This window comes from Afipia sp. DC4300-2b1 (genome assembly GCF_049895725.1).
In the GTDB taxonomy this organism is placed as follows: domain Bacteria; phylum Pseudomonadota; class Alphaproteobacteria; order Rhizobiales; family Xanthobacteraceae; genus Afipia; species Afipia broomeae.
Genome location: NZ_JAFCSX010000001.1, coordinates 596,254 through 621,738, shown reverse-complemented (window position 1 = coordinate 621,738; position 25,485 = coordinate 596,254). Strand labels below are relative to the sequence as shown.

General features: G+C 61.5%; 23 protein-coding genes. 10 read left to right on the top strand and 13 right to left on the bottom strand.

Annotated features, from left to right (window positions below; all coding sequences use genetic code 11):
* Positions 1-74: 74 nt before the first annotated feature.
* Positions 75-743: a response regulator transcription factor gene (locus ACP7AL_RS03075; RefSeq protein WP_425988750.1), complete on the top strand. Its 669-nt coding sequence runs from the start codon at positions 75-77 to the stop codon at positions 741-743.
* The gene (locus ACP7AL_RS03070; protein WP_425988747.1) at positions 724-2,124 is read left to right on the top strand and encodes an ATP-binding protein; all 1,401 of its coding nucleotides are present in this window, start codon (positions 724-726) and stop codon (positions 2,122-2,124) included. The genes ACP7AL_RS03075 and ACP7AL_RS03070 overlap by 20 nt, the downstream gene beginning before the upstream one ends.
* Positions 2,125-2,187: 63 nt before the next feature.
* Here ACP7AL_RS03070 and ACP7AL_RS03065 read toward each other — a convergent pair whose 3' ends face one another.
* The 6 genes from ACP7AL_RS03065 to ACP7AL_RS03040 all read right to left on the bottom strand — a co-directional run bounded on the left by ACP7AL_RS03065 (position 2,188) and on the right by ACP7AL_RS03040 (position 8,052).
* Positions 2,188-3,303, bottom strand: a complete 1,116-nt coding sequence (locus ACP7AL_RS03065) for a Cj0069 family protein (RefSeq protein WP_425988745.1) — start codon at positions 3,301-3,303, stop codon at positions 2,188-2,190.
* A 14-nt stretch (positions 3,304-3,317) separates the two neighbouring features.
* A complete protein-coding gene (locus ACP7AL_RS03060; RefSeq protein WP_425988742.1) occupies positions 3,318-3,989 on the bottom strand; it encodes a superoxide dismutase in 672 nt (223 codons plus the stop codon).
* A 120-nt stretch (positions 3,990-4,109) separates the two neighbouring features.
* A complete protein-coding gene (chrA, locus tag ACP7AL_RS03055; RefSeq protein ID WP_425988739.1) occupies positions 4,110-5,303 on the bottom strand; it encodes a chromate efflux transporter in 1,194 nt (397 codons plus the stop codon).
* Positions 5,304-5,428: 125 nt separating this feature from the next.
* Positions 5,429-6,382 (bottom strand): chromate resistance protein ChrB domain-containing protein, encoded by a 954-nt coding sequence (locus ACP7AL_RS03050; protein ID WP_425988737.1) that lies wholly within the window; start codon positions 6,380-6,382, stop codon positions 5,429-5,431.
* A 396-nt stretch (positions 6,383-6,778) separates the two neighbouring features.
* Positions 6,779-7,768 carry a CDF family Co(II)/Ni(II) efflux transporter DmeF gene (gene dmeF / locus ACP7AL_RS03045; RefSeq protein WP_425988735.1) on the bottom strand — a complete coding sequence of 330 codons (990 nt, stop codon included), beginning with the start codon at positions 7,766-7,768 and terminating at the stop codon, positions 6,779-6,781.
* A gap of 8 nt (positions 7,769-7,776) precedes the next feature.
* Positions 7,777-8,052 carry a metal/formaldehyde-sensitive transcriptional repressor gene (locus ACP7AL_RS03040; RefSeq protein WP_425988733.1) on the bottom strand — a complete coding sequence of 92 codons (276 nt, stop codon included), beginning with the start codon at positions 8,050-8,052 and terminating at the stop codon, positions 7,777-7,779.
* 65 nt (positions 8,053-8,117) lie between these two features.
* Here ACP7AL_RS03040 and ACP7AL_RS03035 point away from each other — a divergent pair, with 65 nt between their 5' ends.
* The gene (locus ACP7AL_RS03035; protein ID WP_425988731.1) at positions 8,118-8,378 is read left to right on the top strand and encodes a hypothetical protein; all 261 of its coding nucleotides are present in this window, start codon (positions 8,118-8,120) and stop codon (positions 8,376-8,378) included.
* A 7-nt stretch (positions 8,379-8,385) separates the two neighbouring features.
* Here ACP7AL_RS03035 and ACP7AL_RS03030 read toward each other — a convergent pair whose 3' ends face one another.
* The 6 genes from ACP7AL_RS03030 to ACP7AL_RS03005 all read right to left on the bottom strand — a co-directional run bounded on the left by ACP7AL_RS03030 (position 8,386) and on the right by ACP7AL_RS03005 (position 15,521).
* Positions 8,386-9,801 (bottom strand): argonaute/piwi family protein, encoded by a 1,416-nt coding sequence (locus tag ACP7AL_RS03030; RefSeq protein ID WP_425988728.1) that lies wholly within the window; start codon positions 9,799-9,801, stop codon positions 8,386-8,388.
* A complete protein-coding gene (locus ACP7AL_RS03025; protein WP_425988726.1) occupies positions 9,798-11,453 on the bottom strand; it encodes an SIR2 family protein in 1,656 nt (551 codons plus the stop codon). The genes ACP7AL_RS03030 and ACP7AL_RS03025 overlap by 4 nt, the downstream gene beginning before the upstream one ends.
* A 136-nt stretch (positions 11,454-11,589) precedes the next feature.
* The gene (locus ACP7AL_RS03020; protein ID WP_425988723.1) at positions 11,590-12,246 is read right to left on the bottom strand and encodes a hypothetical protein; all 657 of its coding nucleotides are present in this window, start codon (positions 12,244-12,246) and stop codon (positions 11,590-11,592) included.
* A complete protein-coding gene (locus ACP7AL_RS03015) occupies positions 12,197-13,369 on the bottom strand; it encodes a helix-turn-helix domain-containing protein (RefSeq protein WP_425988721.1) in 1,173 nt (390 codons plus the stop codon). The genes ACP7AL_RS03020 and ACP7AL_RS03015 overlap by 50 nt, the downstream gene beginning before the upstream one ends.
* A complete protein-coding gene (locus ACP7AL_RS03010; RefSeq protein WP_425988719.1) occupies positions 13,366-14,715 on the bottom strand; it encodes a 7-cyano-7-deazaguanine synthase in 1,350 nt (449 codons plus the stop codon). Before ACP7AL_RS03010 ends, ACP7AL_RS03015 begins: the two co-directional genes overlap by 4 nt.
* A 38-nt stretch (positions 14,716-14,753) precedes the next feature.
* Complete coding sequence (locus tag ACP7AL_RS03005) at positions 14,754-15,521, bottom strand: hypothetical protein (protein ID WP_425988717.1); 768 nt, start codon at positions 15,519-15,521, stop codon at positions 14,754-14,756.
* 27 nt (positions 15,522-15,548) lie between these two features.
* Between ACP7AL_RS03005 and ACP7AL_RS03000 the strand changes: the two genes are divergently transcribed.
* Genes ACP7AL_RS03000 through ACP7AL_RS02975 form a run of 6 tightly spaced genes read left to right on the top strand, consistent with a single transcriptional unit; the run spans position 15,549 to position 22,754 of the window.
* Positions 15,549-15,725, top strand: a complete 177-nt coding sequence (locus ACP7AL_RS03000; protein WP_203310733.1) for a hypothetical protein — start codon at positions 15,549-15,551, stop codon at positions 15,723-15,725.
* Entirely contained in the window at positions 15,722-18,502 is a 2,781-nt protein-coding gene (locus ACP7AL_RS02995) for a class I SAM-dependent DNA methyltransferase (RefSeq protein ID WP_425988714.1), read from the top strand. Before ACP7AL_RS03000 ends, ACP7AL_RS02995 begins: the two co-directional genes overlap by 4 nt.
* Positions 18,499-20,544 (top strand): DEAD/DEAH box helicase, encoded by a 2,046-nt coding sequence (locus ACP7AL_RS02990; protein WP_425988711.1) that lies wholly within the window; start codon positions 18,499-18,501, stop codon positions 20,542-20,544. Before ACP7AL_RS02995 ends, ACP7AL_RS02990 begins: the two co-directional genes overlap by 4 nt.
* Positions 20,537-21,727 (top strand): GIY-YIG nuclease family protein, encoded by a 1,191-nt coding sequence (locus tag ACP7AL_RS02985; protein WP_425990001.1) that lies wholly within the window; start codon positions 20,537-20,539, stop codon positions 21,725-21,727. Before ACP7AL_RS02990 ends, ACP7AL_RS02985 begins: the two co-directional genes overlap by 8 nt.
* Positions 21,724-22,305: a hypothetical protein gene (locus ACP7AL_RS02980; RefSeq protein ID WP_425988709.1), complete on the top strand. Its 582-nt coding sequence runs from the start codon at positions 21,724-21,726 to the stop codon at positions 22,303-22,305. Before ACP7AL_RS02985 ends, ACP7AL_RS02980 begins: the two co-directional genes overlap by 4 nt.
* Entirely contained in the window at positions 22,248-22,754 is a 507-nt protein-coding gene (locus ACP7AL_RS02975) for a hypothetical protein (protein ID WP_425988706.1), read from the top strand. Before ACP7AL_RS02980 ends, ACP7AL_RS02975 begins: the two co-directional genes overlap by 58 nt.
* A gap of 238 nt (positions 22,755-22,992) precedes the next feature.
* On the opposite strand, the gene ACP7AL_RS02970 is transcribed toward ACP7AL_RS02975, so the two are convergent.
* Positions 22,993-23,751: a sulfite exporter TauE/SafE family protein gene (locus ACP7AL_RS02970; RefSeq protein ID WP_425988703.1), complete on the bottom strand. Its 759-nt coding sequence runs from the start codon at positions 23,749-23,751 to the stop codon at positions 22,993-22,995.
* A 189-nt stretch (positions 23,752-23,940) separates the two neighbouring features.
* Between ACP7AL_RS02970 and ACP7AL_RS02965 the strand changes: the two genes are divergently transcribed.
* Positions 23,941-25,278 carry a PLP-dependent aminotransferase family protein gene (locus ACP7AL_RS02965; protein ID WP_425988700.1) on the top strand — a complete coding sequence of 446 codons (1,338 nt, stop codon included), beginning with the start codon at positions 23,941-23,943 and terminating at the stop codon, positions 25,276-25,278.
* Positions 25,279-25,485 lie beyond the last annotated feature (207 nt).

The window sequence follows — 25,485 nt, the reverse complement described above, 5'->3', positions numbered from 1 at the left end:
ATTGGCGCACTGTCGGCGCTGCTCGCACGCGGCTATGGTCGGCCGCAAACAACAGAGGAGATGCCTCGGGCATTATGCGCCTACTACTGATCGAGGATGACGAGGACACGGGGAGCGCCGTTGTTGAAGCGCTGCGTGCTCGCGGTCACGCCGTCGATTGGGAGGGCGACGGAAAAAGCGGACTTGATCGCGCTGTGAGCGGTGCTCACGCGTTGCTGATCGTTGACCGAATGCTGCCAGAGATGGATGGGCTATCGGTTGTCACCGAGCTGCGCCGTCGCCAAGTCGTAGCACCCGTGCTGATGCTCACGGCGCTAGGCTCCGTGGGCCAACGAGTCGAAGGTCTTGAAGGTGGAGCCGACGACTATCTTGTCAAACCGTTCGCGATCGCCGAACTGGTCGCCCGCGTTGAAGCGCTGCAGCGCCGGGCGGCCGGCCCGCCCAGCATCCTCTCGCTGGGCGATCTGACACTCGACCGTCTCGCTCGGACGGTGCGGAGAGGCGACACACCCATCGAACTAATCCCACGCGAGTTCCAGCTGCTCGAACTACTGATGCTGAACTCGCCGGCCGTGCTTACGCGGTTGATGCTGCTGGAGACCGTGTGGAAGTTCCGTTTCGATCCTGGCAGGAATCTCGTCGAAAGCCACATCAGTCGGCTGCGGGCAAAGATCGATCGCGGTGACGATCCCCCCCTGATCCATACCGTGCGTGGGGAAGGCTATGCCGCTTGGAGTGATTAGCCGGCTGTTGCGCTCGACGGTGTCCCGTCTTGTTGCGCTCAACGCGCTGCTGCTCGTCATCAGCATGGTCGCCGGCGCGCTCGGCGGCTGGATCGCAACGCGCGGGGTGGTTGAGCGCGAGGCTCGAAATCGCATCGAGCTGGAGTCGCACGTGATCGCCCTCGAAGCGCAACGGGGAGGCCTTGATCGCGCACTGGGAATAATTCGAGCAAAGGCCGAGCGGCCGGGGTCGCCCGAGTATTATTTAGTTGGGCCCGATGGACGCACGCTGATCGGCGACATCCAAATTGTACCGCGAAAGGTCGGTTGGCACTTTATCGACCAGCCTCCGCCGCAACCCGGCGTCGAGGGTGTCCATCTGCTGGCAATGACGCGACGCCTTCCCGATGGATCCCTTCTCATCGTTGGGGAGGACATGGAGCGAAGCGAAGCAATCCGCGACGCTGTTTTCGGGGCCATTCTGATCGCTGGCGGAATCGCGTTGGTGTTCGGCATCATCGCAGGCCTCTTCGCCACGCGGCAGACGCTGCGCCAGATGAAGCGGATCAACGTTACCGTCCGAGCAGTCGAGCGTGGCGATCTCTCGGCGCGGACTGGCGCTCCGGTCGATGCGCGCACCGACCTTGATCAACTCGCGTTGGCCATCGACCGTATGCTCGATCGGATTGACACGCTGGTAGCCACGATCCGTCGCGTGTCGGCGGAGGTCGCCCACGACCTGCGCACGCCGCTCACGCGGGTGAGGCACCCTGTTGAATTGGCGTTGGCACAGCACGATGAAGAGCTCAGGTCTGCGGCGCTGGGTGAGGCGTTGGCCGGGCTGGACGAGGCGCTTCGGCTGTTCAGTGCGGTGCTGGATCTAGCGGAGATTGATGCCGGTAACGCGCGCGCGCGATTTCAGCCTATCGACCTGGCGGAGATCGTTGACCGGGTGGTGGATGCCTATCGTGCAGAGATCGAGGCTTCCGGCCGCAACATCTCTGTGAGCTTAGCGCGAGAAGCGCTGGTCGCCGGTGACGCCGACCTGCTGGCGCGTGCGCTCGCCAACCTGATTGAGAACGCGCTCAAATACTCCGGTGAGCACGCTCGTATCGATGTTTCGGTCACCGAGGAGGCCGACACGTTGACGATGGCGGTCGCGGACGACGGTCCCGGCGTATCCGATTGCGAGGTCTCCGAGATGCTGCGCCCGTTCGGGCGCTTGGACCGAGCGCGGCGTGCATCCGGCAACGGCCTCGGCCTCGCCATCGCCGACGCCGTCGCCCGACTGCACCGTGGAGCGCTGGCCTTTGCGCGGCTCCAGCCAGGGCTGGCTGTCGAAATCAGATTGCCGCGGGCACCGGCGGTGACGGCGGCTCGAATACTGGATCAAGTTGACTGAGCGCGATGAGAGGCGCTTCGCTGGTCCAGCGACCGACTAACGTATCCCGGAACGTGCGAACGTTTATGCCGGTGAAGCCGTGGTTCCTCGGCCGGCGACACGGCGTTCGTGCGCGGCGGCCGCGCGACGGTATGCGGCATCCGCCACCTGTCGCACGGCGCTGGGCGGAAACGGCGCGACCGAACTGACGTTGATCTCGCACAAGACATAGCTGTCCGAGCCGCGATCGTCTTTCGGTCCGTAGAGGAAGTCCGCGTCCCACAGGAGCGGCAGCTCGTCGTGCTCGATGGCGAGGATGTGCTGCAACCCGGGAATCCACGACTGTTCCATATCGTCTCTGAGCGACTGGAAAGCGCCCGCGTCGGCAGGCTGCATGACCCGCGGCCCTGGCTGCGCCTTCGGAGAATCGACCCCTTCCGCGGGTAGCGGCAATAGCGCGCGGATCAGTTGGTGGCCGAAACCGACGACCGTGCCCTCGCTCACATAGCAGCGGATCATGCCGTCCCCGAGCCGCGGTTGGAACGGTTGGTCGATGAGGCATTCGCCGCGCTCAAAATAGGGTGCGAACCGAGCGATCAGGGCATCGAGGGGAATCTTGAACGGAACGCTGTCCCGCGCGGCGTGAAGGACCGAAACGATCGGTTGGGCGCAACCCCCCCGGTCAGCAAGCTCGACCCGCCACACGCCCCGGCCGCCATTGCTCCGGTTTTCCTTGAGCACACGCGCCCCAGAAGCGAGGCGTTCAGGGAGCAGCGCGCGCAGTTCCTCCAGATCGGCGTAGCGGTGGGTGTCCGTGCCCCAGCCTAGCGCGCGCGTGGAGTGAAGCACGTTTTTCACCCCCATCTTCGCGATGACATCGGGATGCGCGCTGATCGAGACGCCCGCCGCCGCCGCCTCGCCCAAAATCGGGTCGAGCCTTGAGCGGTCACCGGCGTCGCTGATCGGGTCGGCCCAGACCATCACGCCGTCGCACGTCAGCAGACGGTCGCGCGCTGTACCAGCCGTCTCGTCGGCATATCCAATTGCCTCGACCTCCCCGCCCAGCTCACGCAGCGCCGCCATGATCGGCCACTGGCGCGCGCTTTGCACATCCGCAGGGCTGGTGGGGAGGTCGGTTCGCCACAACAGGCCGATCTTGGGGCAAGTGGTCGAGGCCGACTTCACTCGCTTCCCGTTCATCGCCGCTCTCCAACTCAGGCGCTGGCGGTGGCGATCGCCTGCGCATAACGGCGGTCGGTCGCTTCCCAGTCGAGGTTCTTGAACCACGCGTCGATATACCTGGCGGCTTGGGTGCCGTAATCCATGTGAAAGCTGTGTTCATACATATCGAGCGCGAGCAGCGGTATGCCGGCCGCAGCGCCGTGCATGTGATCCCAAGCCCAATGATTGTTGAGCGAGCGCGTGTGGACGTTGTAAGCGAGGATTGTCCAGCCAGAGCCGCCCGCAAGGCTCATGCCGGTGCGGCGGAATTCCGCCTCCCATGTCGCGAACGAGCCGAAGGCGGCGTCAATGGCGTCGCGGACCGAACCGGCCGCCTGGCCGTCGCCACCCAACCCGTCGAAGTAGATTTCATGCAGCACCACCGAGCCGGTACGGTGCAGTTCCTCGCGTTTGAGGCCGCCGTAGGTGGCAGGCGGCGCTTCGGTATCGGCGAGCGCGGCGGCCAGCCGTGGCCGCAATGCGTTCAGCGTCTTGACCGAGCCGGCATAGTTGTTTTCGTGGTGCGACGTGATCAATCGCTCGGACAAGCCCTCAAGCCTGGCCGGATCGAACTTGAGCGGCTTGATCTGATGGTTGCCGGCAAAGGCGGGGACAGTCGGCGGCGCGGCGGCCGGCGTCCGGGCGGAGGCTTCGTTGATCGTCATGGCGGCGGCTCCTATGCCTAGGGTTGCGATTGCACTGCGTCGGGAGAGATTGTCGATCGTCACATTCAGTCCTTTCCAATATGATTGATTAGGCTGCGTAAGAGTGACGGTGCGTCGCGATCATCCGAACAGGACGAGGCCCGCCCCCGCCGCGGCGAGAACAACCCACAGGATCGTCGTTTTGGCCTTGAACACGTAAAGGAGCGCGAGGGCGACGGCGAAGATCGCGAGCGGGATCACCACGCCGGGCACGTTCACGAGAGTCTTTTGCCCTAGTTCCAGCGTCGTGGCGGCGATCAGCCCGACGACCGCTGCGGATATTCCCTCTAGGAAGGTCTTGATCTTTTCGTTGTCCACCAGCCGTTCAAGCTGGTCATGAAAGAACAGAGAAAAGCTGAATGCCGGCAGGAAGATGCCGATCGTCATCACGATCGCTCCGAGTGGGCCGCCGCCGAAATATCCGATGAAAGTCGAGAAGATGATCAGGGGTGCCGGCAGAATCCCCGATAGGGCGAGCCCGTCGAGGAACTGCGCATCCGTCATCCATCCATTGCCAACCGCATCGGCACGCAGGAACGGGATGACCGTGTAGGCCCCGCCAAAGGTGAGGAGCCCGGCCTTGAGGCCCGAGATGAAAAGGTCCAGCAGCGACGGTTCTTGGTTTGCGATGGGTTGCGCCGAGACCGCATCTCCACCGACCGGACCGGCGAAAGTGACCCAGGCGAAGTAGAGCCCGACCCCGACGAGCACGGCCATGAGCAGGCCGGCCGTCACCCGCTGACGGCGCGTCGCGAACATATAGACGAAGCCCGCGATCGGCAGGGTGAGCCAGAACGGCGTGCCGACGAGGGCCGCTAGGCCGGCAACGCCCGCGATACCCCAAAGCCAGCGGTCGAGCAGGATGTGACCGCCAATCCGGTGCACGGCGCGCACGATCAGGGCGATGACGGCCGGTTGCACTCCGAGAAATGCTGCGGTTGCGGCGGCAGTCTGCATGATCCCGGTGGAGAGATACAGCCAGGACAGCGCGAACATTAGGACAAAGCCCGGCATCATGAATCCCAGGCCTGCAAGAAGACCGCCGAGCTTTCCTTTAGGAAGCGTGCCGAAGAAGACGCATAGCTCGTGAGCCTCCGGACCGGGGAGCACCTGATACACGGCTAGGATGCGGTTGAACCTGGCACTTGAGACCCAGTGTTCCTCGTCGACCAACTCGCGGCGGATCATGGCGATTTGGGCGATCGGGCCACCCCATGCCAGGAAACCGAACCGCAAGAACTTGGCGAAGATCTGTGCATACGAAAGCTGCGGCAAAATGCCTTGACCTTCCGCAGAACCTACAGCCTCGCTCGGTACATTTGTCTGCATTCACCACGTTCCTCAAGCTATAACAGTCATCTCTCGGTCGACGGCAGAGTGCCTTGGGCTGACTCCCGACTTCACGGGTTTTGCCGGGTGAAGTAGGCGTAGAAGCCATCGAGCGCGTCGCCGGCACCGGCGATGCGCTGGAGATCGTCATCGAACGTCGCGCACACGCCTGACAGCATCGCGCTGAGTCCCGGTGTTTCCGGCCGCTCAAACTTGTCGTCGCCGATATCGAGATCGTGGATGATCTCCCCGATCGCGGCTAATCCCGGATCGCCGTCCAGCCCGGCGCGTAGCAGCAGGGTCTCGAAGCTGCACCGATCGCCCTCATGGGTGAACTCGGCGTCGGCCATATCGAAGCGAAGCTCGCCGGCATCGGACGCGTAGCTCCTGCCATCGACGAACTTGAAGCTCGCGTGGGGGTCGATGAATCGTCGGATCAGCCAAGCGCAGGCGATGCGATCGACGTGGACGCCGCGCCGCGTCACCCAGACGCGATGCTTGAGGTCAGCGGGCGACACCGCAGCCGCTTGGCCTGTGCGGCCGACGTCGGGATGGGCGTAACGCTTCTCGTCCAAATCCCGCAGCGCCGCCTCGGCACCTTGACGACCGTGCGCGCCAAAGAAGTCGAGCCGGACAATCTCAGAAAGCCGTCGCTGGAGTTTTGAGATCTCGGTCCCCGACGCCGGCCCAGTCTCGAGCAACTGCCGTGCGGCTTGGGCCAGCTCGTTATAATCGGCATCCCGCGCAGCGTCGAAAAGCTGGCGCAGCTCAACGTCGCTCTGGCCTTCGATCATCTGCGCGTCGATCAGCACCGCCTCGCCGCCGCTGGTCGTGATCTCTGCCAGCAGGTCGCGAAATGCGGTTTCGTTCTCCTCGCGACGGGGGAGCACATGAACCGCGTTCTTGAGCGGCACTGCGCCAATCGCCTGCAAGCGGCGCCAGATTTTCACACGCAGATAGGGCGGCTTCGCAGGGATTTGGTGCAGCAATGCTAGCCAATGCTCGGAGTCTTGCGAAGGTTCCATGACGCATATGTATCATTTCCAATATTGAAATGAAACATGTATATCTCCATCCTGCAACGTTTGAGGAAGGGTGGCGATATCGATGCGGCCTCAACGGCAGCGAGGAGCTGGCCCCATGCACTCCTTCCAATATCAGAAGTCCGGGAGGAGGCTCAGTGTCGAGCCTCGCGCAACGCCGAGGGCCGGCGTGGCTCGCCGCAGGCCGGCGAGTACGCAGGGGTCGTCGAGGTTACGATCAGCGAGAACCCCGAGTCTATACGAACGGAGGCACGGCGGCTTGCCGAGCATGATGTTCAATTTTGAGAATAGCGGTCGTCTCCGGGTTTCTTCGGTGGTTGACCGCAGCCCGACATTTATCGTGCGGCCGTCAAACTGCATATGCAATGCAGGGCACGTTCACATCGACTGCATCTCTATTGTGAGATGGCGAAGCTCATTGACTGGCATAAGCCGCTCTTGAATTTCAGCGCGATCCACCGCGCGCTCCGCTACTACGCTCACGATGCCAGCATGGGCATCAGGGCCGACACGCCAGACATGTAGGTCGGCGATCCTTGCATCGCCGGGTGCTTCAACCAACTCGCGGATTTCCTCAGCGACATGCTCGTCAGTGCGATCAAGCAGCACCCAAGCGGTCTCGCGCATCAGCGACCATGACCAGCGAGCAATCACGAGGGCACCTACGATTCCCATTACCGGATCGAGCCACAACCAACCCAAGAAACGGCCCGATAGGAGCGCGATGATTGCCAGCACCGACGTCAGCGCGTCGGCGAGGACGTGGACATAGGCGGCGCGAAGATTGTTGTCCTGGCTGCGCATCCCCGCCACCGGATGGTCATGATGATCGTCATGCGCATGATCGTGGTGCCCGTGGTCATGAGCGTGATGGCCGTGAGAATGGCCGTGCCCATGATCGTGAGAATGTGATCCCGCCAGCAGGAAGGCGCTGGCGACATTCACGGCGAGCCCGATAGCAGCCACGATCGTCGCCTCGGTGAACGCCACCGTGGTTGGCTGGAACAGCCGCACTACTGATTCGACGCCAATGCCGATCGCAATGACGGCGAGGACTAATGCCGAGGCGAACCCCGCCAGGTCGCCGACCTTGCCCGTTCCGAAGCTGAACCGGCGATCCGAGGCATGCCGCTTCGCATAGGAGTAGGCGATAGCCGCGACGCTCAATGCTCCGGCGTGTGTCGCCATGTGAAAGCCGTCCGCGAGGAGCGCCATCGAGCCTGTCAGATAGCCGGCGATAATTTCCCCGACCATCATTGTCGCCGTGAGCGCCACCACCCACAGCGTGCGACGCGCATTGGCGTCGTGTGACGCCCCTAGAAAGACGTGATCGTGGGTGAAGCGGTCTGCTTGAGAGGCGACGGTCATTATCGAGCCTATTTCGAATAACGGCGAACGACGGTTTTCAATTCCTCCGCCGCGTGAAGGCGGTCGGCATCATTCAACCCTGGCTTCGCAACGTGCTGGTCGAGGTGCTCCACAATGATCTCGTCGAGGAGGCCATTTACTGCCCCCCGAACCGCCGCGACGAGGTGAAGAACCTCGCCACATGAAGCGCCACGCTCCAACCCTCGCTCGACCGCGCTAACTTGCCCGGCGATGCGACGGACGCGCGCGATCAACTCAGAGCTATTCTCTTGCGTATGAGCCATAGCATAGCCCCCTAACCTATACAGATGGCGAACGCCAGAGGGCTCCGAGTTTGGGGGGAGATGTCATGCGGATTGCGGGCGAAGCGCAGGCGACGTTCGACGGCGACGATCGCTGGCTCGTTTCGGTGTTTGGCGGCGCTAGGGTAGTAGGAACAACGAGATGTATTCGTTATGTTTATCCTGCACGGGGCACCAAATTCCGCCGCCGGGCGCCGTTTATGCGCGTAAGCTGCACAGGCTACGATCAGCGAAATCTCAGTGCCTACATGATCGTAGGCACGGCGGTCATCGGCGGCAAAAAGTTCGAATCCTGTGAGGTGCAATGAACTTTCACTACATGAAGAATCGGAATTGGTAGGGTGTGCTGCCAAGATTCGTCATGCGCTTGAGGACACGCGCAAGCACCTTCGCATAACTCATCGTTACAGGTAGCGGATCATACAGCCCATCATTGTTCCAGTTCATCTTCGACAAGGCGAGCGCCGCGCGTGCGCTGTCGTCCCACGTGCCGTGCCCGGCATGGCGGACAAGTCGGATCGGACGCGGCGTGCCGCGCTGACCCTGAAAATAGGTTTTCGGTCCCAAAGTCTCCACGGCACCGTGCATCCACAGTAGTGCCTCGCGCTCGCCAAGCCCGATCAGTGAGCCACGCTTGACTGGAAACGCCGCCGCCTTACCTCCGGGATTGGCCTGGTCGCGTTCCCAACGCGCGCCGCGCCAGCCCACATCCTCGATCACCTGGATCAAATCGACCGCTTCGCACAGCGGTAGCGCCTCGAAACAGCCGAGCACTTCGGCATCTTTGAACTCGGTCGATTTGTGGACCATCACCCGGCGCGGCGAGCGTCCGCCATGCCGGTGGCGATACAACGTCATCGATCGCGTGATGACACGGAACATCTCGGCCTGTGATAAAAAGGGATTATCGCGTTGCACCTGCACATCGGCCGTGTCGTAGGCGATAAATTCCAGGCCAGCGCCCTCCGCGTCGAACACCTGGCTACAACAAGTCACAAATCGCGGCTTGTCGGCACCGTTCGACCGCACCGCATAGGAAATGCCGATATAGGCTGTTTCTGGATCGACGTCGGCTAGCTTCCAGGGAACGCCGCCGGCCTTGGCATACAGCGCCAGCCCGACTCGCCACATCACGCTCGCGCGGCAGCGATAAGCGAGCGCCTTGTCTTCGCGCACGATCTGGATCGGCATCCCGCGCGCGGCCGTGTAAGCCTTGAGATGGTCGTGGAGGTCGAAATCGTCTCCCGCGCCGTAGAAGCCGCGCTCCCACCGCTGCGGCAGGTAGATGAACAAGACGTCGAACTCACTACGGAACGCCTCAAGCGGCTGGATTGCTCGGACGAGCTGATCAGCGAGCAACACGTGCGGCATCGCAGATTGTGCCATCTCGCTCTCAAACGATCCGTCCAGCTCCACACGGCATTTCTTGGCTGCCGCTGTCACGCGCATGTCGAACACGGTGTTGAAGCCCGGCCAGTCCGGCAGATAGTCGGTTCGCTCGACCGGGCGCACGCTCTGGCTCAGCTCGCGCATGAACGCGAACAGGCGCTCGGATTCGCCCTTCGGGGCCAGCGTCGCTACCCGGATCGGTGATTGCACCAAACCGCGCGAATGGGGGCCGAACCGCTTGAGCCCGCGCAGCGGATGGATGTCCCGCTCGCTTGTTCGCTCGGGATGAAACACCAGCTCGGGTTCTGGATACCATATGGTCGGGGCGATCTCGCTCGTCATGGCTGCACCAGCTTGGAGAAGGCCGTGTTCTTCCCGACCGCGAAGCGAGCATCGATCCCGTCGCCAATCGACAGCGCCGGAAGCGCTTCGCTGGCAAGGTGCTTTGCCCAAAAATCGATAAGCCGATCGAGGTCACGATTATAGCGTTTCACCGTCCGTTCGCGCGCGAAGTCGGCGGTGATCGCTTTGGTCGCGTCCGTGACACCCTCAAACACGATCTTTGGATCAAGCAGCAGCCAAAGACCGTCGTCCGCCCAGTCAAGCCGGACCCCGACCCCCTCGTGCCATTTCAGGTCCGGGTGTTTGGGCACGGTGCCAGTCGTCTGACGAGTTATCGCGCGAAGCCCATCCCATGCCCTGTCGGCGGCATCTACTGGCACGAGCAAATCAGCGCTGCGGCGGCGGATCGCACGAACATTCTTGGCGGCACCCAGCGCCTCTACTAAGGCGTCGCGTAGCAGGCCGCGCTCGCCGGACTCGTAGCGCAGGCGCCGCTTCTCGAAGGTGGCCAGATCGAACGCAGTGATTCCGAACGGGTCGAACACTCGACGGAACTCGGCATCGCTGCCGAAACCGAGCACGCCCGCTTGCGTGCGCGTCACGATCAGGCGTGCGTTCGCCTCGGCGACCGCTGAGCGCGCCGCTGCGACACCCTCGATCGTGCATACCAGCTTGCGGCAATTGGCCGGGATGGTGACGGCAAGCCCGTTGAGCCGAATGAGGGGCCAGCCCCGCTGGCCCGAAGGCTCGGGAGCGCCCGACACGCGCGACCGTCCTGTTGCCAGTGCGTTGAGAGCGGATGTGTCGAGCGCGGGCAACAGCCGCACCAGATCACGTAATATCTCGTCGAAGCTCTCAATCCGCACCAGCCCGCATTCCACGCCCGCGTCGTTGGCGCGCTGGAGAAGTCGGATGACCCGTCCGAGCGGTGGATCGTTACCGCGATGCAGCCAGAACAGTCCGCCAGGATAACCGCCCGGCTGATCGAGCGCCGCCTCAAGCGCGTCCATCACTGAATCGTCGCGTCCGCTGTAGCCGGCGACTACGAGGCCGGATCGCCGGCAGGCATCCACGAGTTGCTGACGAAGCGCGGCATCCTGCTGGCGCAGCTCATCGGTCGTGTTCTTAAGCCGACGCGAGCGGAAATCGCCGTGCAGCTTTACTGCGATCGGCCATTTCTGCGCACCGATCAATTGCCCCGCCAGTTCGGGCGCGTCGAGTGCAACGACGCTCAACGTGCCCGTTGTGCCATACGTTCTCGCGCAAGCATCTTCGATCAAGTGGTCGAAATTGGTCGTCCAGACGAGTTGAGTGTGACCCGCCTTTAGAAGTGACGCGAGGGCAAGATGGCCATAGGCCAGCTTCGCGCCGCTAATCATGCCTTGGATGAAAGTCGTGCGATCGCGCTCCACCGGGTAGGTTGCCTCGAACAGCGCCGCGTATTCATCCGGCGAACCCGACGGCGGTAACCGCTCGGAACTCGCAATATGCGAGTCTAGCAGCGCGCGGATCGCAGGATTGCCGAGATCGGCGACACTCTGCGGCGACGCCTTACGTTGAGCAACGAACAACGTCTGCTTGAACTGCCAGATCATGTCCCAGGCGCTGGGGATCCCGGCTGAAACCGAGGCACCCGCGCCAAGCAGCCACATTAATTGGCCGGGGCGCAGCGCGAAGCGCCGCGCAAAATCATCGCTCGATAGCTCGCTCGGGCTCGTTATGCTCTCCATTCGACCTGCCTAACTGATCCACAAGCCTTCGCCAGCAGATTTTGTTCTCTAATGGTTCTTAGCCGGTCAAGCGCGAAGCCGCCGATTGCCGCCATGCCCCGGGCAGGCTGCGGCACTCTCGGCAACGATCCGGTCCTAGGAGTTCACAGACGCCAGCAAGATGGCGCTCGGGGACACGCATACGTGCGACCGTCAGCGCCAGGAACAAACATTTGCTGAGACCATCGGCCTGAAAGGACGACACGATCGGATCGGCAAGAAGCAGATCCGTCGTGCTCATGACGATAAGCGCGGGATAGCGGTCGGCGCACAAGTCGGTGGCTTTACGCTCATCGATCAGCGCGCCCGCTCCCGAACTGAGCGCATATGCGATTGTTGCCGCCTCGCCATCATCAAGTGTGAGGCTCGTCGGACCAGCGACGAGGTCCAGAAACACAGCTTCGTCGGTAGAACTGAGCGAAACCTCGCGGATCAAACCTACCTCGATCAGCCTCGCAACCTCGGCGGCAGTTTGCCGACCTTTCGCGCGCCCATTCTCAAGCTCGCCGAGCGCAGTCGTCGTGATGACGAGTTCCGCCGGCGATGATCGGAGAATGTCCTCGGCGCAGCCTGTCGCGACGAGGTTGATCCAGACGCTGGCATCGCCGACGAGCGATGCCGCCCGCTCAAGCCAGGAGGATTGGCGACTCATCGTCGACCGCTCCTTCAGCTTCAAATTCATCGATCATCTCGCGTGCTTCGACGCGGTCGATATGAAGAAGGCGCGCCAACTGCCCCTCGCTCAGAAGACCACGCCGCCACGCCTCACTCGCAAGGAGGCTCATGCGCATCGACACTTGCCGAGCGGCATCGGTCTTAGCTGAATCGGGCGGTATCGCGTCGCCGAGCACTTCGTGTGCTTGCTCGTCCGTGATGCCGCCGTGCTCCTTAAACCAGTCCCAGGTGCCGGATTTAGTAAGGCCGAGTTCCTCGAGTCTCCGCACCATTGCTTCGCGCGACACACCGAAGGCGTGGGCAAGAATAATGATATGGCGGCGAGTGAGCCGCGCGGCACCGGCGGTGACATCCTGAAAGCGGGCGGCAACCGCTCGGGCGGGCGTTAGAAAACAGCGCGCGAAGGCGTTAGCGTAGCGCTCTTCCCGCGAAGCTTCAGGCGAATCCGCATAAAGCGCATCCGGTGCGCGGCGGGTGGAAATGAAGTGGCCAGTCTCATGGGCCCCGGTCTGCGTGCGCCGGTCGCGAGGATGCAACGCGTTCAACAGAATGCAGGCACCGGCAACTTCGTCGAACGCATAGAGTCCCGAAATCCGGGCCGGCAACTGCCGGACGAAGACGCGCGCGCCCAGTTGGACTTCCAGCAGGCTGACCATATCGTGGACCGGTGCCATGCCAAGCCCTAGCCACTGGCGCAGTTCGCTCGCGTCCTGCTCGGCTTGGAGCGAGACGTTGCCGGGCAGCAGGGGGCGCTCCGGCGGGTCGTTGCGCGCACGCTTGATACCGAGCAGGTTTTCCAGTTCCAGTTCCGCCTGGACGAGGCTGTTAAGCAAAGCGACGGCCTCTTCGACTTCTGCATCGCCTTCACCGGCCCGCCGGAAGCGGGGGCGCAAATCGACCTTCGCGCTGCCCTGGCGCAGCAGCACGTTGAGTGACACGCGATACAGGGCAGCGAGCTTCTGAAGTTCTTCGAGGCGCGCACGGCGCTGGCCTTGCTCGATGGCGACTAGCGTGGTGCGCGCGACATTCAGCGCCTGGGCCGCCGCAGCCTGGGTCAGCTTCGCATTCTCCCTGGCGTCGCGTAGCAGCTCTCCAAGCGCTTCCGAGGTCAGGCTGCCTGTCACCGCTGCCACGGCGAGACCTGCGCGAGCTTGGCGACGAAGGAATTCGGCCCGAGACTCTCTTGGAACGCGAGCCATTCGGCGCGATGACGCGCAAGCAACGCCAAGAGGTTCGACTCCGCCTCGGACGACGACATTCTGAGAGCATCGGCGGTTTCACGGGCGACGCGGGCAACCGCGCGACTATGGATGGCAGAACCGGAGAGCGAGGCCAGATGGTCGAGGTGGAGTACGCCGGCGACGGCATGTTCGCGGAGCGACGGGGTCATCAGGGTGAAGCCCGCGACCGCGCCCTTCTCGATCTTGGGGGCGGACAGGTCCTCCCAGATGTAGTTGGCGGCAGGCTCCTCAACGCCGGCCGCATGCATGCTGAGGCGGCGCAACATGCAGGCAGCGCAGATACCGCATTGCCGGCGCTTGTGCTCAAAGCTTACCTGCCGAGCACCCTGCCAGCACGAGCGGGTGTTCGCCCAGTTGGGCGGCTGCGCGAGGTTCTGCGCCGCTGTGACGGTCTCGCCCTTGGTCGACCAGATGCGGGGATACTCGTAGTGCGGCGCCTTGCCGGTCAAGGCTTCGAACAGCGCTTCGATCCGACGGGTAAAGGCGGGATGGACCCGATAGTCGGGGTGGCTTTGCCCCAAGGTGACGAGGATCGGACCAAGGGCGCCCTGACCGCTCTCGGTCACTACGATCCGCTCTACATTTGCGAGCGCCGCAGCGATGCCTGTAATCACTGCGAACTTGAAACCCCGCGACCGCGCCGACGATTCGACCCTTTGGCCGACATCGAACCGCACCTGATAGGGCACCGACATGAAGCGGCGTTCGCGGGGATCCTTTGAGTGAGTATCGCCGCCCTTGGTGCCAAGGCGGACGCGCACGAGCCCGCCCTTTTCGGCCTCATCGACGAGCGCCGAAACAGCGCGGGAATCCACACCGTCGCTATACGGCATGATCACGCGGTCGCGCACGTCGAAGCCGAGGGAGCCCTGTCCCACGCGCTCAATGTCGCGCATGCGTTGCACGAAGCTGACGATCCACTGATCGCCCGTTAGGAACGAAAGAGCATCCTCGAGCGCATTGTGGACTGCGGAATCCTCCCAACGATCGAGCGAATGGACGGCAACACGCAGGTCGAAGGACCGCGCCCAGCCCCACGCCGGGCGTTTGACGCTAAGATCGCAATATTCGACAGCGGCCGCGATGACGAGGAGGTCGACAAGTTCTGGACGCCAGCCGGTATAGAAATAGCTCTCCAGCCCAGCGATTGAGAGATTGATCGCGGACCCGAGGTTGGCGGCGATCGCGCCGTCGCGAACGGCCGCGTCAAGCTCAACCGCATCGACCACGAATGCGGTCTCGCGTGAGGCATGATAGGTGCGGGCGGTCATAGCGGAACTCCAGCGTCGAGATCGGTGAATTGGGCGCGGGTGCGGCGCGTCAGCGGCTCGCCCGTCCGCAGTGCGGCACGCGCAAGACCAGACAGATCGATTTGGCCGTGCGCCGCCTCGAAGCGGTTCCGCACAAACTCCGCGTTGCGGATGCTGTCGTCACGGCGGACATGCTCTTCGACCTGACGGTAATTGCAGAGCAGGCGGTCGGAGAGTGCTTCCTCGGCGGCGAACTGGACGGCATCGGCGCCAGTGCGTCCGGTTACTACGGCATCGATCGCGTTGCGAACGAACGACGCCTCCAGCGGCGAGGCGCAGCCGCGCCGGAGCGCACCGAGATCTGCCAGAACCTGGTCCGCGAAGAGGGCCTGCTGCCCCAAAGGAGCAACAACGGAGGTGACTGACCCAACAAGTGCCTGCCGGACTTCGGCGCGCCAGTCGGCGTGTGACGCGCGCGTCACGCTTTCGACGATCTCGTCTTGAGAGAACGCATCCTTGTAAGCGCACTTTGCTGCATGCCGCCAACGAGGCTTCATCGGAAGAGATTTGTACGGGCCATCGCTCATCGAATCGTGCTCCCCGCACCTTAAATGAGACGACTGTCTGACATTGTCAATATAGATTGATCGATAACCTGACATATCGCTGTTTTGGTAGGTGACGCGTGATCGCAGCGGATGAGGCGTGGACGCCTTAAACTTCAGTATGTTGCGCGTGAGCGAGCAACCAGTTGCCACCCCCACGCTGGAAAGCGATGGCGCCATGTGTATCCATCGGGTACACGTGGCGCCATGAAGGACACGGGGCTTCGCATCCGCATCGAACGCGATCTAAGGGAGAAATTCCTTGCAGTCTGCCGCGATCAGGACCGACCCGCCGCGCAAGTCATTCGCGAATTCATGAAGGGCTATATCAGCGCCCACGGTAGTGATGCGGGTGCGGCAAGTGGCGGGCTTGAAAGGAAATGAACGCGGTCGAGATCGAGGAAGCTGTCAGCGCACTGGCCGAACGTCCGTTCGACCCAGCCGAGTTTCCGTTCGCGTTCCTCGAAGCTTTCGGCAACAAAGAAACCACCATCAGGCGCCTGCGAAGCGGCGTGTCGAACAAATCCGACATGGGCGGCGTCCTTCAAACCAACAACATCCATATCGTCACCTGCGCTGCCGGGGAGGTCACGCATACCCTTTCTGCGCTCAAGGCGAGCCCCGCCACGTCGCGGGCCAAGGCTCAGTTCGTGCTCGCGACCGATGGCGACACATTCGAGGCGGAAGACCTAGAGAGCGGCGAAACCGTTGTAGCCGCCTATACGGAGTTTCCTGACCATTTCGGCTTCTTCCTGCCTTTGGCGGGAATTTCGACCGTCAAGCAAATCCGCGATAACTCGTTCGATATCAGGGCAACTAGCCGCCTCAATCGCCTTTATGTCGAGCTATTGAAGGATAATCCGGACTGGGGCACGGCAGAGCGCCGACCCGACATGAATCATTTCATGGCGCGCCTGATCTTCTGCTTCTTCGCCGAAGACACGGACATTTTCAGCAAAACGGGACTGTTCACCGACACGATCGATCGGATGAGCGCGAAGGATTCGTCGAACACCCATGAGGTGATCGCCACGCTCTTCCGCGCAATGAACATCAAGGCCGAGGATCGGAGTTCGGCATCGCTTCCTCGCTGGGCAGAGCCCTTTCCCTATGTAAACGGTGGGCTGTTCTCCGGGAATATGGACGTGCCGCGCTTCAGCCGTATCGCGCGCTCGTATCTGATCCATATCGGAAAGCTCGACTGGAAGCAGATCAACCCCGACATTTTCGGCTCGATGATCCAGGCCGTCGCGGACGATGAAGAACGCGGCGCGCTTGGGATGCACTACACCAGCGTCCCGAACATCCTGAAGGTGCTCAACCCGCTATTTCTCGACGATCTGCGCGAGCGCCTTGAAGAGGCGGGGGACAACCCGCGGACGCTGCTCAACCTTCGCAAGCGTTTGTCGAAAATCAGGGTATTCGATCCTGCCTGCGGCAGCGGAAACTTCCTTGTGATCGCCTACAAGGAGATGCGCGCGATTGAAGCGAAGATTAACAAACTACGGGACGAAGTGGATCGACCGTCCGAAATTCCCGTGACGAACTTTCGGGGGATCGAGCTGCGCGACTTCCCAGCGGAAATCGCGAGGCTCGCGCTCATAATCGCGGAATACCAATGTGACGTGCTCTATCGCGGGCAGAAACTGGCTCTTGCGGACCTACTGCCGCTTGACGCCCAGAACTGGATTTTCCGAGGCAATGCCCTGCGACTAGATTGGCTGAGCATCTGCCCGCCGACCGGCACGGGCGTGAAACTGGTAGGCGATGATCTGTTCAGCACGCCGCTGGATCAAGCTCAGATAGACTTCGAGAATGAGGGTGGCGAAACCTACATCTGCGGAAACCCGCCTTACCTCGGGAGCAAATGGCAGAACGACGATCAAAAGGACGATCTGAAAGCGATTTTTGATAGCCGCACGCCCGCGTGGAAGTCCCTCGACTATGTCGCCGGCTGGTTCATGAAGGCGGCAGATTACGGTCTGAGATCGAATGCCTCTGCTGCATTCGTCTCCACCAATTCCGTGTGCCAAGGACAACAGGTTCCGATCCTGTGGCCCTTGATTTTTGAGACGGGCCACCAGATTTCCTTCGCCCATACCTCGTTCAAATGGGCCAATCTGGCAAGCCACAACGCCGGTGTGATTGTGGCCATCGTCGCCATCTCACGGGATGCGCCAGCCTCCAAGCGGCTGTTCTCCATTGCCGATGATGGTGCGGTGATCGAGCGGCAGGTAAGCAACATCAACGCCTACCTTGCGGCAGGCTCCAACACTTCGGTCGAGGCGGCACGGAGCCCGATCGGAGGCCTATCTCCGATGCTCTTCGGGAACATGCCGCGAGATGGCGGCCATTTCATATTGTCGGCAGATGAGCGGAGGCAGGTCCTCGACCAGTATCCCGAGCTGGCTCGGTTCGTTCGGCCGTATCTGGGCTCCGAGCAGATGATCCAGGGGAAGCCCCGCTGGTGCGTGTGGATCGAGGCTAAAGATTCGGAGTTTGCGGCAGAGCATCCTTATCTGCAGGCTTTGTTAAGCCGCGTCCGCGATTTCCGTGCCAGCAGTGCAGCCGCATCGACGCGGGATTTCGCTTCCAAGCCCTATCGTTTCGTCCAGATCGCGGGCACAGCCAAGCGCTACACACTCGCCGTGGCGAAAGTGTCTTCCGAAAGGCGGCCTTACCTGCCGGTGCATCTCTTCGATCGGGAGACGATCGTAAGCGATCTGTTGTTCGCCCTCTACGATGCGCCATTGTGGAATATGTCTATCGTGGCGTCGCGGCTTCATCTGGTCTGGGTCGCCACCGTCTGCGGGAAGCTGAAAACGGACTTCCGATACTCCAACACGATCGGCTGGAATACCTTTCCGGTTCCCATCCTCACTGACAAAAACAAGGCCGACCTGACGCGATGCGCGGAAGATATTCTCCTCGCCCGTGAGGCTCATTTTCCTGCAACGATCGCCGATCTCTACGACCCTGAGCACATGCCGACCGACCTGCGGGAGGCGCATGAGCACAACGACGAGGTTCTGGAGCGCATCTATATCGGGCGGAAATTTCGCAACGATACGGAGCGGCTGGAGAAGCTGTTCGATCTTTACACCAAGATGACCACCGCGCAGGGCGGAACCAGAAAACGCAGGGCGGGGGCCAGCGCATGACCAACGAGAATAAATCCGTACCCTCCGTTTCGGTTTCCTATGCCCGCAACGGTGCTTCGACCAAAGCCAATGCACTCGGCATGCGGCCCATGCAGGAGCGTGCGTACGAAAAGCGCGGCGAGCAATACCTTCTTATCAAATCGCCGCCTGCATCGGGAAAAAGCCGCGCGCTCATGTTCATCGCGCTCGACAAGCTGGCGCATCAGGACGTGAAGCAAGCCATCATCGTCGTGCCGGAAAAATCGATCGGCTCAAGCTTCAACGACGAGCCCCTCACCAGATACGGCTTCGAGGCCGACTGGCACGTCGAGCCGAGGTGGAATCTCTGCAACGCGCCAGGCGGGGACAACGGCGGGAAGGTCAAATCCGTCGCCGCCTTCCTAGAAAGCGACGAGAAGGTGCTGGTCTGTACCCACGCCACGTTCCGCTTCGCCGTGGACGAGTACGGCGTCGAGAAATTCGACGACCGGCTGATCGCGGTGGACGAGTTCCACCACGTTTCCGCCAATCCCGACAACAAGCTCGGTCAACACCTTGGTCAGTTCATGGCCCGTGACCGCGTGCATATCGTCGCCATGACGGGCTCATACTTTCGCGGAGATGCCGAAGCTGTTCTCGCCCCCCACGACGAGACCAAATTCGAAAGCGTCACCTACACCTATTACGAGCAGCTCAACGGCTACGAGTATCTCAAGCAGCTCGACATCGGATACTTCTTCTACTCCGGCTCGTATGCCGACGACATTCTCGGCGTCCTCGACCCTGCTGAGAAGACGATCATCCACATTCCGAACGTCAATTCGCGTGAAAGCACGAAGGATAAGATCAAGGAGGTGGAACACATCATCGGCGAGTTGGGCGAGTGGCAGGGAGCCGATCCGCTCACAGGTTTCCAGCTCGTCAAGACGCCCGAGGGGCGCATCCTGCGCATTGCCGATCTCGTCGATGACGATCCGGCCAAGCGGGATCGCGTGTCGCTGGCGCTCAAGGATCCCGCGCAGAAGAACAACCGCGATTTCGTGGACATCATCATCGCGCTCGGGATGGCGAAGGAAGGCTTCGACTGGATTTGGTGCGAGCATGCGCTGACAGTCGGATACCGCTCCAGCCTTACCGAGATCGTCCAGATCATCGGTCGTGCGACGAGAGACGCGCCGAATAAGACCCGCGCGCGCTTTACCAATCTGATCGCGGAACCCGACGCTTCGGAGACGGCTGTTACCGAAGCCGTCAACGACACGCTCAAAGCCATCGCCGCCAGCCTTCTTATGGAGCAGGTGCTTGCGCCGCGCTTCGAGTTCAAGCCGAAGAATCCGGCAAGCGGCCCGACGCCCGGCTTCGACTATGGCGAAGGCGGGTACGATCCCGCCAAGTGCAATGTCGGCTTCAACGAGCAGACCGGCCACTTCCAGATCGAGATCAACGGGCTTGCCGAGCCCAAATCTAAGGAAGCCGCGCGCATATGTCAGGAGGACCTCAACGAGGTGATCGCGGCCTTCGTGCAGGACAAGACCGCGATCGAGAGAGGCCTGTTCGACGAGGAACTTGTGCCCGAGGAACTTACGCAGGTGCGTCTCGGCAAGATCATCAAGGATAGGTATCCCGAGCTGAGCGACGAGGATCAGGAGGCCGTGCGCCAGCACGCCATCGCCGCGCTTACCCTGACGCAGCAAGCGAAGAAGCAAACCGATGGCGAGCCGAGCGCCAACACCGCCCTGATCGACGGCGTGCGTAAGTTCGCGCTCAGTGTCACAGAACTCGACATCGATCTTATCGACCGGATCAACCCGTTCGGCGAGGCCTACGCCATCCTTGCAAAAACGATGAGCGAGGAAAGTCTTAAGCAGGTCGCCGCCGCCATCGCCGCCAAACGCACGACCCTCACGCCCGAAGAGGCCAAGGAACTGGCCGTGCGCGCCGTGAAGTTCAAGAATGAGCGCGGACGGCTTCCCTCTATCAGTTCCACCGATGCGTGGGAAAAGCGCATGGCCGAGGGCGCGGCCGCCTTTGTCCGCTTCAAGGATGAGGGACGCTATGAGTGATCTCAACCTTGATGAGCTGCGCGAGGAACTGGGGGAGTTTGCCCAGCCGGAAAAGAAGAGCGGGCGCACCCCGCGCGAGGAGCGCATCATTGCGGGTTTCGAGGAAATCCAGCGATTCACTGAGGAGCATGGCCGCGCTCCGAAGCACGGCGAAGACGGGGATGTCTTTGAGCGGCTATATGCCGTCCGACTTGATCGCCTTCGTGGTCTGGAGGAGTGCCGTGCCCTTCTAGGGCCGCTCGACCATCAAGGATTGCTGACCGGCGGGGAGAACGCTTCCGCTTCGCCCGTCGAGGAAATGAACGAGGACGAGCTGTTCGCCGAGTTGGAAGGCGCGGCAGGATCGGCGGACATCACCGAGCTTCGTCATGTGCGAACGACCGCCGAGAAGCGTGCAGCAGAGGAAATCGCCAATCGCGAGCGGTGTGAGGATTTTGATCGGTTCAGACCGTTGTTCGAAGCCATTCAGGCTGAGATCGATTCCGGCCTGCGCGAAACGCGTCCGTTCGAAATGAAAGCGGAGATCGGCCCTGGCGCATGGTTCATCGTCAGCGGGCAAAAGGCCTATGTCGCGGATATGGAGGAGGTCTTCATCAACGCGCAGGGCAAGACCGATGCGCGGCTCCGTGTAATTTTCGACAACGGCACCGAGAGCAACATGCTCATGCGCTCGCTCCAGCGGGCGCTCCATAAGGACGAGGCCGGAAGGCGCATTACCGACCCTGTTGCAGGGCCGCTGTTTTCCGGTGAGCACGCCGGAGATGATCTGGCTTCCGGCACCATCTACGTTCTCCGGAGCAAGTCCGATCATCCCACCGTCGCCGCCAATCGCGATCTGGTTCACAAGATCGGCGTGACGAATATGAGCGTCGAACAGCGCATCGCGGGCGCGCGTTTGCAACCCACATTCATCATGGCCGACGTGGAGATCGTCGCCACCTACGACCTCTTCAACATCAACCGTGCGAAGCTGGAGCGTCTCATCCACCGCGTTTTCAATCCCGCGCGGCTGGACATCACCATCACCGATCGCTTTGGAAATCCTGTCGTGCCGCAAGAATGGTTCCTCGTGCCGCTGTTCGTAATCGACGAAGCGGTCGAGCGCATCAAAGACGGCTCGATCACGGGGTTCGTTTACGACCCGAGCAAAGCCGCGCTCGTTCCATCGGGGGACGGGGCATGAAGCTACGCACTTTCCTTCATAGCGATCAGAATTCGCCGACGACCTTGTCGGAGATACAAAGAGCGCACGATTGGATCGCCTCTGAGGAATTTTTCGGGATATTCGCGTACGCCACCCAATCCGGAGCTTCCTCATTCAGCATCGCCATGGCGCCTGCCTTTTGGGCCGGAACGCAATCGCGCTGGCTGTTCGGACTAGATTACGGACGGACCCAGCCTCAAGCTCTCAGGATCATTAGCGGAAAACCGAATGCCGAGGTTCGCGTTTATGATGGTGCTTGGATCGTCGAGCAGAACGGATTTCTACCGCGCCGGGATTTTCACGCGAAATCATCGATATTAGCGAACCGGACCAACGGGCGGTTTGGCATGATCGTCGGTTCCGGAAACTTTTCCTCGAATGGCCTGCGTAAGAGCATCGAGGCGGGTGCCACTCTTCGCACCGACGTTCAGGCTGAATACGAAAGCAAAATCCGCAACATCGAGACGATGGCAACTGACCTTTGGCGCAAGCGACGCCTTTGGCCGATATTCTTGATGTTTACGAGGAACGCTGGAAGGCAGACTTTGCGGCAGTAACGGCGGAGGAAGAAGCGCAAGCCGACCAGCCAGCTTCCGATATTTTCTGGGTCGAGGCTGGTTACGTCACGCAAAATCGCGGGCCGGATCATCCTGGCAATCAGATTGATTTCCCGAGAGGCATGAGCCGGTATTTCGGCTTCAATCCACCTGACGATCTGGCCAAAAACTCAGTGATTGGAACCATCACCTTTGACCCGCCGAGTGGCGGTCTTGTTTCGCGAGACCTCAGACTCGGCAACAATCTGATGGAGAAGATCACTCTACCGATCCCCGAAACCCACGGTCTCGATCTCTATGACGGCAAGGTTTTGGTTTTCCAGCGCTCGGCAAATCGCTTTAAAATGTGGGCGCTGGAAGCTGACGATTTCGTCACGGCCTTCGGTAGCAGACTATATGACGTCAAGGCCATGGGAAGCGGGAGACGGTACGGACAAATCGCCGCTTAGTAGATCAATATGGCCGCCCCCTTGACGGAGCCCGCTTGAACCCCTGCCGTAGTGGTCAAAGGCGGTGACGGCGGCGTTATGCGCGGCTTGTCGGTCCGAGACGGCTCTAAGGTAGTGCAAACGGCGATTCGTATTCGTTATCTTTATCCAGGGTGGGGCGCCATTTATCAATAAAATCAAATAGATTTGGCGTGAAACCTTTCCAGCTTCCTGCTTGCGCGAGCAGGACACGGGAGCATCACACAAGATAACCCGACACGCCGTCCCACAGCAGCTTCATCGCCGTCAGGGTCAGTAATCCATAGCAGGCGCGATAGATCTGCTGCTGATCCAGCGCACCATGTAGCCGCCAACCGACCCAGACGCCTGGTGGAATCGCAAACAGGCAGATTCCCATCAGGATCCAGACGTTTTCCGTCGGCTTCACGATCAGCAGCCACGGCACCGCCTTGATCGCGTTGCCGACAGTGAAGAACATGCTTGTGGTGCCTGCGTAGATGGCCTTGCTGAGGCCGAGCGGCAGCAGATACATCGCAAGCGGCGGTCCGCCCGAATGGGCCACCATGGTTGTGATTCCGGATGTAAAGCCGGCCGCGATCGCCTTTGGTGTCGATCGCGGCTGCGTTGTCACGTCCGCGCCCCGCAGTAGCCAGAGAGCGACGAAGGCCAGCGTAATGATGGCCATCATGATTGCGATGGCACGATGGTCGAGCACGCGAAACAGCAGATAGCCGCATCCGATCCCGATTACGAGCGCCGGCACGAGGACCACCAGATCCGGCTTCGACCAGGTCGAAGGCTTCCAGTAGCGCAGTGCATAGAGATCCATCGCGATAAAGAGCGGCGCGAGCAGGCCGCCGGCCGTGACCGGGTCCATGACCAGCGACAGCAGCGGGATGCCGATGATGGCGAAGCCGCCGCCGAATGCGCCGCGCATGAAGGCGATCAGGAACACGCCGGCGAAGGCGACCAAGACCGTGACAACTGTCAGTTCCATGGCATTGCTCCGTGGTAGCGATCGGACGGTGCCTCGGCTCTCTTGTTTGCGAGGCAAAGCAAATCCCTCGGCGAAACGCTTAGGAAGCGTGCCGCTGCGGCCTTTGCGGATCAGGACAATCGAATTGATGGAGATACAATGTTCTGATATATGTATCGGTGCAATATTAAAATTGATCTCGGTGCAATAATGCCAAAGTCGGAATATCTGAAGCTGGCTGATGCGATCGCAGACGAAATTGCCGAGGGCGTCCTCAAGCCGGGCGACCGTCTCCCCCCTCAGCGCAACTTTGCCTATGAGCGCAAGATCGCCGTATCGACCGCGAGCCGCGTTTACACCGAACTGTTGCGCCGTGGTCTTGTGGTGGGCGAGGTGGGCAGGGGCACCTTCATCTCGGCCAGGCGCGGCTCATCCACCCAGAACGAGCCGCGCGGCATCCGGATCGATCTCGAGTTCAATTATCCGCTGCTTCCCGGCCAGACGGCGATGATCGCGAAAAGCCTGGACGGGCTGGAAAAGCCCGTGGCGCTCGACGCGGCTTTGGGACAAGGCACCAGCAGCGGATCACCGGCGATCCGGCGCATCGCCGCTGCCCATCTGGCGCAAGGCGGATGGTCGCCGTCGCCCGATCAGCTCGTCTTCACCGGCAACGGGCGGCAAAGCATTGCCGCTGCGCTTGCCGCGATTGTGCCCACCGGCAGCCGCTGCGGCGTCGAGGCGCTGACCTATCCTTTCATCAAGGGCATTGCCGCACGGCTCGGCATTTCGCTGGTGCCGCTGGCGATGGATGAAAGCGGTGTGCGTCCGGACGCGGTGCAGAAGGCGCACCGGGAAAACAATCTCTCCGCCATTTACGTTCAGCCGGCGGTTCAGAATCCGCTCGGCATCACAATGCCGCAAGCCCGCCGCGCGGAGCTTTTGCGCGTTGTGCAGAAGCTCAATCTTCCGGTGATCGAGGACAATGTATATGGCTTTCTCGACAGACAGCCGCCGCTCGCAGTGCTGGCGCCCGAAACCTGCATTGTCATCGACAGTCTGTCCAAGAAAGTCGCGCCGGGCCTGACCCTGGGCTTCATTGTTTCGCCGCCGCGGCTGCGCGAAAGCATCATGGCTTCGGTGCGTTCAGGCGGGTGGATCGCCTCGGGGTTTGCGTTTGCCGCCGCGCAGCGGCTAATGGGCGACGGCACCGTCGCCGAACTAACAAGGCTGAAACGTCTCGATGCGCGCGCACGCCAGAAGCTGGCGGCCGATCGTCTTTCAGATTTTGAAGTTCAGACGAATGAGAATTGCTATCACCTCTGGCTGACGCTGCCGTCGCACTGGCGCTCGCAAACACTGGTCACCGCCGCAGCAAGGCGCGACATCGCGCTGACGCCATCGACGACTTTCGCGGCGACGCCGGGCCATGCGCCCAACGCGGTCAGGCTCGCGCTGGCGTCTCCGACAATGGATCAACTCAATGCAGGGCTTCGCACATTGGCGTCGATGCTGAACGCCGGCGAGAGCGATTTCGACTCGACCGAATGATCGTTGTCGCACGCGATACCTGCGCGCCGAGTTGTCTGGAAATTGAGATGCCGATAACGGTCATTGTCATTGCTTGCTCATGTGTCGGGTTCGTTTGCACAAATTGCTCACTACCTCGCTCCGCACTTGGCAGAAGCAACAGACCGGATATTTTAACTCTCGCCAGTCCCCAACTGGCGTCCCTCCCTAGACTTGGCCCGCTCAGCT